11 protein-coding genes are annotated in these 12,715 nt (G+C 40.6%); 5 read left to right on the forward strand and 6 right to left on the reverse strand.

Annotated features, from left to right (window positions below; all coding sequences use genetic code 11):
- Positions 1-145 precede the first annotated feature (145 nt).
- From IEZ33_RS08740 to IEZ33_RS08755, 4 genes are all read right to left on the reverse strand, one after another.
- Positions 146-3,166, reverse strand: a complete 3,021-nt coding sequence (locus IEZ33_RS08740) for an aminotransferase class III-fold pyridoxal phosphate-dependent enzyme (protein WP_191603271.1) — start codon at positions 3,164-3,166, stop codon at positions 146-148.
- A 502-nt stretch (positions 3,167-3,668) separates the two neighbouring features.
- On the reverse strand, positions 3,669-4,349 hold the full coding sequence (locus tag IEZ33_RS08745) for a type 1 glutamine amidotransferase domain-containing protein (protein ID WP_191603272.1): 681 nt from the start codon (positions 4,347-4,349) through the stop codon (positions 3,669-3,671).
- Positions 4,350-4,414: 65 nt separating this feature from the next.
- The gene (locus tag IEZ33_RS08750) at positions 4,415-5,446 is read right to left on the reverse strand and encodes an NADP-dependent oxidoreductase (RefSeq protein WP_191603273.1); all 1,032 of its coding nucleotides are present in this window, start codon (positions 5,444-5,446) and stop codon (positions 4,415-4,417) included.
- Between the two features lie 123 nt (positions 5,447-5,569).
- Positions 5,570-6,163: a TetR/AcrR family transcriptional regulator gene (locus IEZ33_RS08755; RefSeq protein WP_191603274.1), complete on the reverse strand. Its 594-nt coding sequence runs from the start codon at positions 6,161-6,163 to the stop codon at positions 5,570-5,572.
- A 213-nt stretch (positions 6,164-6,376) separates the two neighbouring features.
- On the opposite strand from IEZ33_RS08755, the gene IEZ33_RS08760 reads away from it, so the two are divergent.
- The 4 genes from IEZ33_RS08760 to IEZ33_RS08775 all read left to right on the forward strand — a co-directional run bounded on the left by IEZ33_RS08760 (position 6,377) and on the right by IEZ33_RS08775 (position 10,840).
- Positions 6,377-7,144 (forward strand): response regulator, encoded by a 768-nt coding sequence (locus IEZ33_RS08760; RefSeq protein ID WP_191603275.1) that lies wholly within the window; start codon positions 6,377-6,379, stop codon positions 7,142-7,144.
- A 10-nt stretch (positions 7,145-7,154) separates the two neighbouring features.
- Positions 7,155-8,744, forward strand: coding sequence for an ATP-binding protein (locus IEZ33_RS08765; RefSeq protein WP_191603276.1), 1,590 nt, complete (start codon positions 7,155-7,157; stop codon positions 8,742-8,744).
- 111 nt (positions 8,745-8,855) lie between these two features.
- Positions 8,856-9,581 (forward strand): hypothetical protein, encoded by a 726-nt coding sequence (locus IEZ33_RS08770; protein ID WP_191603277.1) that lies wholly within the window; start codon positions 8,856-8,858, stop codon positions 9,579-9,581.
- A gap of 221 nt (positions 9,582-9,802) precedes the next feature.
- Positions 9,803-10,840 carry a DUF2235 domain-containing protein gene (locus IEZ33_RS08775; protein ID WP_191603278.1) on the forward strand — a complete coding sequence of 346 codons (1,038 nt, stop codon included), beginning with the start codon at positions 9,803-9,805 and terminating at the stop codon, positions 10,838-10,840.
- Positions 10,841-10,965: 125 nt separating this feature from the next.
- Here the strand turns inward: IEZ33_RS08775 and IEZ33_RS08780 are convergent, their stop codons facing one another.
- Both IEZ33_RS08780 and IEZ33_RS08785 read right to left on the reverse strand, forming a co-directional pair.
- The gene (locus IEZ33_RS08780) at positions 10,966-11,154 is read right to left on the reverse strand and encodes a DUF6435 family protein (protein ID WP_191603279.1); all 189 of its coding nucleotides are present in this window, start codon (positions 11,152-11,154) and stop codon (positions 10,966-10,968) included.
- Between the two features lie 313 nt (positions 11,155-11,467).
- A complete protein-coding gene (locus IEZ33_RS08785) occupies positions 11,468-11,680 on the reverse strand; it encodes a hypothetical protein (RefSeq protein WP_191603280.1) in 213 nt (70 codons plus the stop codon).
- Between the two features lie 459 nt (positions 11,681-12,139).
- Between IEZ33_RS08785 and IEZ33_RS08790 the strand changes: the two genes are divergently transcribed.
- Positions 12,140-12,697: a YaeQ family protein gene (locus IEZ33_RS08790; RefSeq protein ID WP_191603281.1), complete on the forward strand. Its 558-nt coding sequence runs from the start codon at positions 12,140-12,142 to the stop codon at positions 12,695-12,697.
- Positions 12,698-12,715 lie beyond the last annotated feature (18 nt).

Consider the following 12,715-nt stretch of genomic DNA (forward strand, 5'->3'; position numbering starts at 1 on the left):
ATTGGTCATAAACAGGGAAATGTGTTGATCGACAAAAGGGGGATCAATAACGCTAGTGACAATCAAGGTGATGTCCCGTCAGGTAGCTATAGGTGAGTGACTAAGAAGAAACGGTTAAATAAAAGACCGTCTCTTCTTATGTCGATTACTTATTCATATTTATTAAGCTTTGAGCTTCTGCCAGTATTTTATCCATAACATTGAGGATCATTATAGCATCTTGATGCTCAATACTAAGAGGAGGCCGAATTTTAAGGATATTATCGGCTGGGCCTTCAGTTCCCATTAAAATTCGATTTTCTCGCATGCGATTTTTGACGTAATCAGCGATATCGGTACCAGGCGTGCGAGTGACTTTATCTGTGACCAAGTCCAGCCCGATAAATAGCCCTTGTCCACGTACGTCACCCACAATGTCGTACTTGTCTTTTAGGAGGCGTAACCCATTAAGAAGTAGGTTGCCCATTTGCCGTGCGTTGTCCATTAAGTTTTCGTCATCGACGATATCAAGTACTTCTTTGCCCATTCTACAGGATAGATTAGAACCCCCAAAAGTAGAAAAGTATTCAGGCCCTTGGGCAAAGCTATCTGCGATCGCCCGAGTGGTTATTAGGACGCCAATTGGGTGACCGTTACCAATCGGTTTTCCTAGTACAACAATGTCTGGAACGACTTGCTGTTGTTCAAAAGCAAAATAATGCTCTCCTAAACGACCTAAGCCAGTTTGCACTTCATCTGCAATACATACACCGCCAGCGGCTCGGATACGGTTATAAACACTTTTCAGATAACCTTGTGGAGGGATAATTTGACCGCCTACACTTGGAAACGTCTCTGCAATAAAGCCAGCGAGTTTACCCTGTCTTTGTTGAATGTTTGACAAGGCCGTATCTACTTGTTGTGCGTACTTTTCTGCACATTGAGGATCATCTTTTCGATAGCGTCCACGATAATCATCGGCAACATCAATTAATTGTACCCAATCCGCTTGACCGACACCGCCTTTAGCGTTGAATTTATAAGCGGATATATCAATCGCGCCTGTCGTATTGCCATGATAACCATGATTTGGGGTGATCATATCTTTACCCCCTGTATGAGCTCGAGCTAAGCGTAATGCTAATTCGTTGGCTTCGGTGCCAGAGTTAACAAAAAAACAAACATCTAAACTCTTAGGCATTCGACTTACTATTTTATCGGCAAAAGCAATCTGTGTTGGATGTAAATATCGAGTGTTGGAGTTCATTCGTAGCAACTGATCCGCCGCAACTTGCTGAATGCGTGGGTGTGCATGCCCTACATGAGGTACATTGTTGTAGCTATCTAAATAAGGGCGGCCCCATTCATCAAACAAATGATGTCGCCAACCCCGCATAAACATGACAGGATCGGAGTAGGTTAATTTTAAATTTTCGCCAAACTTAGCTTTGCGTTGTTTGAGTATGTCTGCTTTTTGAACCGGGACAAACTGCGTTTTTTCGTCGTTGAGATTTAATAATGAGGCCGGGTTAGGGAACACCTCGTTCCACATGGTTAACTCATCCGGGTCAGCAACGCCCTGCCAATCGTGGCCAATTCCATCTAACGTTATGGCTAACTGAAAGTGCAAGTGAGGGTGCCATCCCCCGTTGTTGTCAGAAAATCCTAATTTTGCAAAAGGGGTTCCACTGGGAAGGGGCTGTCCAGGCTGTAAATCACTAATGGAAGCGGGGTCTAAATGACCGTATAACGTATAAAAGCAATCGCCTTCATCGCTGATATGGCTAAGAATGACCATACCGCCATAGTCAAGATAGTCATCGCGATTCACACAGCAAACAATGTGAGCATCCAATGGTGTGTATACCAAGGTCTCAGCGGGGGCAAATACATCTATCCCTAAATGCACAGTACGTCGGTTGCTGGCTTTGTAGGGGCCTTTTCGAAACGTTTCTTCAGTGTATATCAGGCGAGGTTCATTGTAGTACCCTAGCCAAATACCGTCTTTTTGGGTGTAACATTCACCAACAGTGCGTGCTTCTAGCGAGGTAAGCGCGAAGGGGTTACGCGGTGTGGTAGAGGCTTCTACAGATAGAGAATGCATAGGTGCATCAGACAGGTCTTGCCCCAATACTTGAGCGAAACTACCACGCTTTTTCTTTAACCAAGCCGTAATTCGAGATGCGCTGTCTGTAATGGGGATGTCGCATGCAACGCGCAGACGTGCATTGAGCATTTTGCCATCTAATAGATTATTTTCCAAAAAGTTCCATGCTGGAGTCTGACTGATCACAATGTATGGGTCATCTGGATTTTCTCGTGACATGAGCGTTGAGTTAATAACACTGACCGCAAGGCGCATGCGTAATAGAGGCCATAGCATCTCTATTTCTTCTGACGTTAGAGGGTATCTACTATGATAACCGCTAACGAATGCTTCCAGTGCGTGTTCTGGTTGCTCAGAATCCAATACTAGATAGGCCGCACTGATGGCTAAGTCACAAACTCTAGGGCCTGCGCACATATCGCCAAAATCGATAATACCACTCACTTTCGCCGCTTGAGTCAATGAACCTTGAATAAGAATGTTGTAATCATTTACATCGTTGTGAATGGCTCTTTGTGGAAGCGTAAGGAGAGAAGGGTAGATGGATTGATAATCTTCGATAATGTGTTGAATTAGGGCATGGCGTGAGGCCAATTGAATGACATTTATATGATCGGTAATCCACTGGGCTTGACAAAGATTCCATTTAAAATTGCGAATCAATGCTGGATGAGTAAAGTCATGTAATGCTTTATCCATCTCTCCAACAGTAACGCCTAATTCGCGAATAAGGTCATTACTTTTTGCTCCGAAGTGCGCATACGTTACGCCTTCAATTTTTTCAAGTAACCAAACGATGCGTTCTACGCCATTTTCATCGTTAACATATGTGTGTAACGTACCTTTTCGTGTCTTGATAATAGCAGGGATAGGTAAATCTGGAGCGAGTTGACGCAAATGATTGAAGGTTTGGCATTGCATATCAACAAAGCTTTCTTTGCAATCGGGGCGCATGACTTTTAACACATAATTTTGCTGACCAGTGGCCAGTAAATTAAGATCACACTCTCCATTTAATAAGCTCAATTTAGCATCTATACCCCAAACTTGCTGTAATACATTACTCCAAAACTCAGACATCTTTACTACTCCGTTTATTGACTACTATTTTTTATTGTACGGTCATCTTGGCATATGAAAAGCGTTGTAAAGTATTAATAACCTATAATACATACAGTCAAAAAAATACGATAATTCAACGCGTTTACGGTGATGATTCAGGTAGTATAAAGGGTGTTATTCCAGAGGTGTAATAGCCATTTCTGGGCTAAGGCATAAATAAAAACTATAGCTTCTTATTGTGATCTAGTATTTTTATTTGCACTATCAACAGTTCGGATGGCAAGCTTTCAGATCGGTATGGTGAAAATAGAGGTGTAAATAAATCAGATGCTTATAAAGAAGGAGTGAGATGAGCGGCTAAGTGTTTTATATGTGATGGTAGCAAATATAATAAGGTTGAAGGAGTAGGGTGCTGACGGGGGGCATTAAACCCTTTGTGCTAGTAGAATGTTTGTCTAGCACAAAGAGTGGGGCGCTTTATAAATAAAGGATGTTTGCTGTTTTATCTATATCGTATCTATTAAGCTTTTAATAATGCCATCATAGCTTGTGCTGCCGCTTCAGATGACGCTGGGTTTTGACCTGTTATTAGGTTGCCATCAACTTCAATGTGGCTTTCCCAGTCAGCGCCTTTTGTATAAAGGCCACCATTTTCTTTTAGTACATTTTCAACTAAATAAGGCACGATAGCGGTTAGTTGAACGGCGTCTTCCTCGGTGTTGGTGAACCCGGTTACCCTTTTGTCTTTGACTAAAAAACTACCGTCGGTATTTTTTGCGTGTCGAAGCGCACCAGATGCATGGCAAACTAGGCCAAGAGGTTTGCCTTGCTTGTAAGTGCTTTCAATAAGATCAATAGAGTGTTTGTCTTCAGTAAGATCCCAAAGTGGTCCATGACCTCCTGGGTAAAAAACGGCATCAAAGTCGGATTCATTAATGCTGTCTAGACGCACAGTACTGGCGAGATGTTTTTGCGCAGCGACATCGCTGTTAAATCGCTCGGTGCTTGTTGTTTGAAAGTCGGCACCTTCACTGCTTGGATCTAATGGTGGCTGTCCACCCAGTGGTGAAGCAATAACGATTTCTGCGCCGTTATCCACAAACTGATAATAAGGTGAAGCAAACTCTTCTAGCCAGAAACCTGTTTTGTTACCTGTATTGCCAAGCTTGTCGTGTGATGTTAATACCATTAAAATTTTCATATTTAACCTTCTAATAACGTTATATTGATGAGTAAATTATTAAACATTTCTTAAATAAGAGCGTATTAAATTGCTTCGTTAACCTTAATGGCCAGCTTGCCAAAGTTTTTACCTTCTAAAAGACCCATAAAGGCTTCTGGTGCTTTGTCTAAACCGTTAATTATCTGTTCACGATATTGAATTTTCCCTTCGGATAACCATTGGCTCATATCTTTAGCGAACTCATTGTATCTGTGTCCATAATCATCAAATATAATAAAGCCTTGCATTTTGATCCGTTTTACCAACAAAGTGCCTACAAGCATAGACATTCTGTCCGGGCCTTGTGGAAGCTCTGTGGCATTGTATTGAGAGATCAAGCCACATACTGGTACGCGGGCTCCGGTATTAAGCAAAGGTAATACGGCATCAAATACCTTGCCGCCTACATTTTCAAAATAGACGTCTATACCTTTGGGGCAAGCTTTGGCCAATTGCTCGCTAAAGTCATCACTGTAATGATCGATGCAAGCGTCAAAACCTAATACGTCAACCGCGTATCGACATTTTTCTGCACCACCAGCCACACCAACAACGTAACATCCTTTTAGTTTACCTATTTGGCCAACTGTTGCGCCTACAGGGCCTGTCACCGCCGCAACGACTAATGTATCTCCTGTTTTTGGTTGGCCAATGTCCAGTAACCCCATATAAGCGGTAAAACCGGGCATTCCCATGACGCCAAGTGCAAATGATGGGTTAGTTGGGTTGTCTCCTAATGGCATGAGGTCATTTCCATCTGATAAACCGTAGGCTTGCCAACCGGTGTAAGCTAAAACCCATTGACCCTTAGAAAACTTAGGGTTATTTGACTCTATTACTTGGCACACGGTTGCTCCGACCATGACCCCATCGAGCTCTACAGGGGCGGCGTAGGATTTGGCGTCATTCATGCGGCCACGCATATAAGGGTCTAATGACAAATAGACAGTACGCAGTAATACCTCTCCAGTAGAAGGCGTTGGGATGCTTGTTTCTTCTAATCGAAAATGGTCTGCCGATGGTTTTCCAACTGGGCGTGACGCTAAGACAATTCGTTTATTTAATTGATTTTGCATATGATTCCTGTTTTTAATAGACCGGTCGTCTAGTGTTTTGTTTGAAAATAACCTCCCTAAGGAGGTTTGCAATTTTGTTTTAATATTATGCCTAACTGCGGCGAATACTTTGAGAAATATTTTTTACTGCTTGGCGTTATTTAGCATAGATTCTGTTATGGACATCGCTTGTTTTAAACTGCTGTCATCTTTACTGAGCTTGGTCATTAAGCTTGCGCCTATCCATAAGTTATACAGCAGTTTGGCCGTGTCATCGGCGTTCACTTGTTGAATTGAGTTATCTGCTATGCCTTGCTTTATGCAGTCACTCAAAGCCCTTTGCACAAGCTGGGTGCCTTTAAAAAGGCTAAGGCGCATCGGTTCTGAGAGGTCAGATACTTCGGCGCTTAGTTTAACCACTAAGCATTTTTGCGATGAGCAAGAATGGGACTGGGAAGTTAACCAAGATTGCCAATAGCGATGCATTTTAGTGTAAGCATTTTCTTCATTAGCATGGAAAAGCTGGTTAAGCCTTAGTTTATAATCATCAAAATAGTGCTGTATTAAGGCCTCACCGAACTGCTCTTTAGATTTAAAATAATGATAAAAAGAGCCTTTAGGGATGTCTGCGGCGTTAAGGATCTCAGACAATCCAACCGCTACAAACCCTTTAGCAGAAATAAGCTGATAACCTGTTGCCAGAATATGTTGTTTGGTGTCTCGGGTAATTGTTTTCATAAGCACATAATAATAAAAAATAGACCAGTCGTCTAGTTTTGTCTATATGCCGTTAAACAGTAAATCATTTAGTGGCTTTAAAAAGAGAGAGGTGCAATGCTCACTGATTGGCTTGTCTTAAATTGTCCATAACGGTCACAAAAGTGATTTAGTGTTTGTTCGTTATTTACAATGGCCTTTGCTACACTTCGAGGCCTTAAATTAGGGGTTTCTATGGATAAAAAAATAATAAACGGCAAAAAATTGTTAGTAGTAGAAGATGATATTGAGCTGGCTTCTCTGGTTCAAGAATTTCTAAGCAAAAATGGCTATCTAGTTAATGTTGTTACAAATGGTACCGAAGCACCAAGCCAAATTTTGGAGCAGCAACCTGACCTAGTTATTCTCGATGTTATGTTACCTGGTTTGTCTGGAATGGATGTCTGTCGTATGGTGAGGCCAACTTATCAAGGTGCTATTCTGATGCTGACATCACTTGATGAAGACATTGATCAAATGCTAGGACTTGAATTGGGTGCGGACGATTATGTGATCAAACCTGTAAAACCTAGATTATTACTTTCTCGTATTAAGGCCTTATTAAGACGTTCAGACATACATAACCTTGCTTTGATCGATGTTCATAGCACGGAAATTGAAGAGTCTAATGCTCTATCATCAAAGAATCTGAGTACATTAGAGATAGATCTAAATAAAAGGCGAGTCACTATAGGCGGACAAGATGTTTACTTGACTACGGCTGAATACGACCTTTTAAGCTTACTAGTCGCTGATGCTGGAGAGATAGTGTCTCGAGAATTTATTTTACAAAGTCTTAGAGGGTTTGAATACGATGGGCTTGATAGGTCTATTGATCGACGTATATCTCGTCTTAGAAAAAAATTGGATGATGATCCAATCACCCCGCAAATCATTAAAACGATTCGCAGTAAGGGGTATCTATTTTGCGCACCTGTCCAGTTAATTGCAGGGACAAAGTGAGAGTCATGGCATGATTAAATTGTTTATAAGAATTTGGATCCTAGTATTTTTGCCACTGTTTTATTTGATTTATATTACCGCATACAATCCAATACACGCTGTTAACGATGCGGCTAGATTTGACCGAATCACCAAGAGCTTTAAAGGGACTTTTTTTCTTATAGAGCAGAACTTAGAGTCAAGGCCTCAATCTGAATGGGAGTCTGACTTTCCGTTAATTGCTGAGTCATTTAGTTATGAATTAACCTTAATTACTATTGACGATAAAATTGATTATCAAGGGGATTTAAAAAACCTTAATCAGGGCGAGTTTATTGTTTACAGCGATAATAATGGCTCCGACGCGATTATAAAGCGGGTTATGGACAGTCCTTGGTTTGTTCATATGATGTTAGGAGAGACTGAGGAACAAAGAATGCATAACCTCAGTAAAGGCACCGTTGAGCTTCTTAAAAAAACATTACAACGGACACCTCAATCTGAATGGCCGTCTCAACTGTCTGAGATTCAGACTGAGTTTGGGTTTGACTTAACTCTTACCGCTAAGGAAACCTTAGAAATTGATGCGGTGAAACACGTTCAACTTAATCGTTTTGGTATGACATGGTTAATAAATAGTGGAAATGAAACCGTAATTTACCAGCTAACTCCCGATGACGATATTATACTCAAAGTGGGTCCAATTCCTGTGCCTGGAGATATTCTCTATGTTTTTATGGCTGTCATTGCCGTATTCGTGACCGTTGTGTCGCTGAGTATTTTGATATTTGTATTTCCTCTTTGGCGAGATCTCAATAAACTGTCTAAAACGGCGTCTTTATTTGGAGAAGGGTATCTTGATCAAAGAGCCAGTATTGGTCGATTTTCCGCGATTTCTCGCCTTGCAAAATCTTTTAATTCCATGGCTGAACGTCTTGAGAAAATGGTCAAAAGTCAGAGAGAACTGACTAATGCCATCGCACATGATTTACGAACCCCGTTGACTCGGTTGAGTTTTGCATTTGAGATGCTTGATACGAGAGGCGCCACAAAAATGGAAAAGAAACGCTATAAAAATAGCATCACTTCTGGGATCGAAACGCTTGATTACTTAATCAATCAGATCTTAATGCTGTCCCGTTACAGTAGAGCGACTGATATTACACATTTTTCCCATAATGTCTTTGCGCAACAAATACATTATGAATTTAACTTGTTGAAAACTGAACACCCCGAAATTGTTTTTCAATTAGAGATATCAGATGAGCTGCAAAGTAAAAGTATTTTTATAGATAAGAGAGCGATGTTGCGTGCATTGAATAACCTAACGTCAAATGCACTTACTTTCACCAAGAGTACTATTCGTATTAGTTTTATTCAGTTTGGTAACGAATATAGGTTGTCCGTAGAGGATGATGGCGAAGGTATTAAAGAAGTTGATAGAGAAAAGGTGTTTATTCCTTTTAGACAACTTGATAATGAACACAGAGGAGCCGCTAAAGGTCATGGTTTAGGCTTAGCAATTGTCCAGCAAATTGCAGAATGGCACTCTGGAAGAGCGTCAGTAAAAACATCCAGAGTAGGTGGAGCCTATTTTGAAATTCGCTGGCCAGTTAGATAAATGGTCACATACTGTCCAAAAAGTGCCACAGACTTTATTAGATCCACGCTTAATAATGGTTGTTGTTTAATTCATCTAAATCAACCACCTTTAATAGGTTAAGGAAAGGCTATGACAGTTATCTTGCTTAAAAACCATTACTCTTCTCTAAAAATATCAATGTTATTGATTACTTCGGTACTTGTTAGTCAGCAAGTTAAAGCGGATGAAATGAATTACGCTATTGGAGGCAGCGCCGGATCCTTAGGCTTAGGACTTAGTGCTAGCAGTACGACACCATTTCACATTTTTCCGGGAGATAAAATCCAGTTGCGAGCGGTAATAAGTGGTTTTGAAGGAGATGATGAAATGGACGTCAGTATCGCTGGTATTGATTATGAGGCGACGGATTACTCTAAGTCTTCATTGCAAGGCGGCGTAGATTGGTATCCGATACAGTCATCTGGGTGGATGAATAAGTTTTTTATTTCCGGTGGAGTCATCTATCAGAATGATCAAGCAAGCTATTCAGCAGAAAACGACAAACCTTATACAATTGGCTCTACAAATGTCGCTCCAGGAGAGGTAGACTCATTTACAGCCGACGTAGAGCGTAATGACATTACGCCTTATATTAGTCTAGGTTGGGGTAATAAAATTGACTCGACAAGCGGCTTTAGTTTTCAGACTGAAATTGGAGTCGCCCTATCTTCAAATGAGCCAGCGGTAGAGCTTCAAATAAAGGGACTCAACCATAATGTGACGGCTGCTGATCTTGAAGAAGAGAAGAAAAACATCCAAGACGATTTAGGTGGTGTGGTTGGCTTTGCCAGCGCCTCGATCACTTATCACTTTTAACTGGGAGGCTATCTTACTCCTTAGGGAATGCTACGCGATGGTTTTTTGTGTGTAACAAAATGCGCATAATTTTCGGCCTGTATGTTTTTTGTACTGGATTGAGAGTGAATAACCGCTTAGTATGAATCTATGGGTGCTTTCAGTCATGTCTTAGTAAGGAAGCGTTGACTGCCCATCAATAAAGTTCATAGTCATAGTGATTGAAAGCTTAGGAGATAAGGATGACCAAAAGAATTGTGATTTGCGCTGATGGTACGTGGAATAAACCAGAAGTAGATCCTGCAAAGGATTTTCCCACGAATGTGTTGAAATTTGCTCGCTCGATACAGCCAGTAACCGATAACGGTATTCAGCAACAAGTATTCTACGATTGGGGTGTAGGGTCTTATTACCATTCAACAGTGGGAGGGGTAGCGGGTCTTGGTGTGCATAAAAATATTATGGATGGATACCGTTATATCATTCAAAACTATTCAGAAGGTGATGAAATTTATTTATTTGGATTCAGCCGAGGCGCTTATACCGTTCGCTCTTTGTGCGGCCTAATCAATAATTGTGGACTATTAAAGCGATCGAATGCGAATAGGGTGCAAGAAGCGTTTAATTTATATAAAAAATCTGGCAAAGCAAATAAACCGGATGGTAAAAACGCCATCGATTTTCGGGTCGCCCATTCTCATGAAAGTCGAACGATACATTTTGTTGGTGTGTGGGATACGGTTGGGGCAATGGGCATACCCATGTCATTTTTGGGCTTGTTTCGAGATCAAGATGAATTTTATGATTCGAAACTAGGCCGTAATGTTAATGTTGCACGGCATGCGCTGGCGATTGATGAACTTAGATCGGATTTTGAACCAACCATCTGGGAATCTCGTCCTGGAATTGATATAAAGCAGACTTGGTTTTCTGGTGTACACTGTGACGTAGGCGGCAGTTATAAGCCAGATGCAAACGGTTTGCAGGCATCAATTGAACCTTTGCGATGGATGGCCAAAGAGGCCTCAAGTTTTGGTTTGGTATTTGAGTCTCACTCTCTGCATGATGACGGTAATGCCAATGGCTTAGCAAAACTGAATCAATCTCGTCGGTCCTTTTACCGAGCGAGGGAAAAACACCTTCGTGAAATTCATCATGGAAAAGGAGACGTATTCATTCATAAATCGGTTAAGAATAGGTGGGACGCGGACACAAAATACAGACCTGAAAACCTCAAGAAATATGTTGAAACGTACGGATGGCCTGATCACTTTGAGTAGTAAATAGCATGAACTTTCTTTTTAATTTAAATCAATCAAGGTTTTAAAGACTGGCTCCTTTTAAACATGGCGTTTTACTTGATTATGTCGCTCACTTAATAGAGAGCGGCATAGACAAGGTTATTCTATGCCCCATTTTCTTTTTTCTTAGCCTCTAATGCTAAGATTTCTTTATAAATTTCTTCCGCCTCAAACGTAAGTTGAGCATACTTTTTTATATCGCCATTTCTTTGTGCCTGCATACCTTGCTCTAGTTTGGAGTCACGGAGTTTATTCAGTTTTTTTAGTGGATCAGACTTAAATATTGAAAACATAATCTCTCTCTAAAGTAAGGAATCTAAATAAATGTATGTCAATGCTTTTGAGTTACCGCATTATTGATACTATAGAGTGGTACGACGCTAAAGAGGGGTTGGATTACTTTTTCTGATGAAATTGTCAATTTCAAAAAACGAATCGGTGTGACTAAGGAATATATCAAGTTGAATTCATTCTGACTTGATATAGAAGACTGAATTAAAAAGGTTCTTATTCGATAAAAAGTTCAATTTAATCCAGTCAGTTGCCAACTTATTTGCTGGCTTAATGTTTAGCCGATTAAGGATGAATTCCCTTAATCGGCTTTATTTATCCATTACTGGGTTGCCTTTTGAGCTTAGTTTGATCGATCTCTTTGTTGGCGTGGTCTTGTTGTGAGCCTGATAATGGATGAATACGACCATTATCCTGATAAAAGCCAATGTCTTTTAACGTATGGCTATCTAGGCTTTTTAATGCTTGTTCAGCGTGCTTTTTAACGAAAAATTCTTTAATTGAGTTTAGTGCTGCAATAATGATCATATGATCTCTCCATATTAAATAATAAGGACGGGATCAATTTGGAAAAGGTATAAATACAGATGCCGCGTCGATCCGCGGCCAAGAAAAAGTCTAGTACGCAGACAAAGTAATCGCTTGTGTGGAACAGCGATTTACTGTGTTTTGATTAATGAAGGTAGTTGCGATTTGATTCAAATAAAGATGTTTCATTGCTTACCTCCAAACGTACTAAAAATTAAATTATGAGAAAACGTTATAAAAATATAACGTAGGTGTATTTGGCCGTATTTTGATCACTAAGTCAATGAAATACAGAAAAAAATGAAAATAAATGTGTTTTTATTAATGTGCTTTTAGTATTTTAGCGGGCAGTATTTATCCCCTTAATTATTTAGTGAAATTAAGGTGTCTATTCGTTGGTGGCTCTTAATAATGGTTTTTAATCCATCTTATCAATTTGATCATGAGGAATAAGGTTGAATGGCAATTAAGGCAACAGTATATAAAGCGAACCTTCAGGTCACGGATATGGATAGAAACCATTATGCAGGTTATGACCTGACGTTGGCTCTGCATCCATCGGAAACAGAGGAGCGCTTAATGGTTCGTTTGTTGGTATTTGCTTTATTGGTGGATCAAAAAGAAGGCCACGAGCAACTCGGTTTTTCGAAAGGCATCAGTACAGATGACGAGCCGGATTTATGGCAGAAGAGCTTAGCCGATGAAATTCTTTTATGGGTTGATTTGGGGCAACCGGATGAAAAGCGCTTACGCAAAGCGTGCGGTCGTGCTCATGACGTCGTGATCGTTAATTATAATGACAAAAGCGATATTTGGTGGGAACAGAATAAAGGGAAGGTGGCGCGCTTTTCGAATCTTTCTGTTTTGCAGTTCCCAGAAAACCAGGTTGTCGCGCTGTCAAAACTAAGCCAACGTTCAATGCAATTAAACATCACCATTCAGGATGGGGAGGTATGGGTGTCTAGTGAACTAGGGGAAGCCACAATCAGGCCACATTATCGTCTGAAAACGTCGTAGTTTAATTGCCGTTAAGCC

Origin of the sequence: Marinomonas algicola (assembly GCF_014805825.1) — a bacterium.
Classification (GTDB): domain Bacteria; phylum Pseudomonadota; class Gammaproteobacteria; order Pseudomonadales; family Marinomonadaceae; genus Marinomonas; species Marinomonas algicola.

Excerpts from the sequence above, each read along its gene's own strand:
- IEZ33_RS08760 (WP_191603275.1), top strand. The coding sequence starts at position 6,377 with ATGGATAAAAAAATAATAAACGGCAAAAAATTGTTAGTAGTAGAAGAT.
- IEZ33_RS08790 (WP_191603281.1), top strand. The coding sequence starts at position 12,140 with ATGGCAATTAAGGCAACAGTATATAAAGCGAACCTTCAGGTCACGGAT.
- IEZ33_RS08745 (WP_191603272.1), bottom strand. The coding sequence starts at position 4,349 with ATGAAAATTTTAATGGTATTAACATCACACGACAAGCTTGGCAATACA.
- IEZ33_RS08770 (WP_191603277.1), top strand. The coding sequence starts at position 8,856 with ATGACAGTTATCTTGCTTAAAAACCATTACTCTTCTCTAAAAATATCA.
- IEZ33_RS08765 (WP_191603276.1), top strand. The coding sequence starts at position 7,155 with ATGATTAAATTGTTTATAAGAATTTGGATCCTAGTATTTTTGCCACTG.
- IEZ33_RS08785 (WP_191603280.1), bottom strand. The coding sequence starts at position 11,680 with ATGATCATTATTGCAGCACTAAACTCAATTAAAGAATTTTTCGTTAAA.
- IEZ33_RS08755 (WP_191603274.1), bottom strand. The coding sequence starts at position 6,163 with ATGAAAACAATTACCCGAGACACCAAACAACATATTCTGGCAACAGGT.
- IEZ33_RS08775 (WP_191603278.1), top strand. The coding sequence starts at position 9,803 with ATGACCAAAAGAATTGTGATTTGCGCTGATGGTACGTGGAATAAACCA.
- IEZ33_RS08740 (WP_191603271.1), bottom strand. The coding sequence starts at position 3,166 with ATGTCTGAGTTTTGGAGTAATGTATTACAGCAAGTTTGGGGTATAGAT.
- IEZ33_RS08780 (WP_191603279.1), bottom strand. The coding sequence starts at position 11,154 with ATGTTTTCAATATTTAAGTCTGATCCACTAAAAAAACTGAATAAACTC.
- IEZ33_RS08750 (WP_191603273.1), bottom strand. The coding sequence starts at position 5,446 with ATGCAAAATCAATTAAATAAACGAATTGTCTTAGCGTCACGCCCAGTT.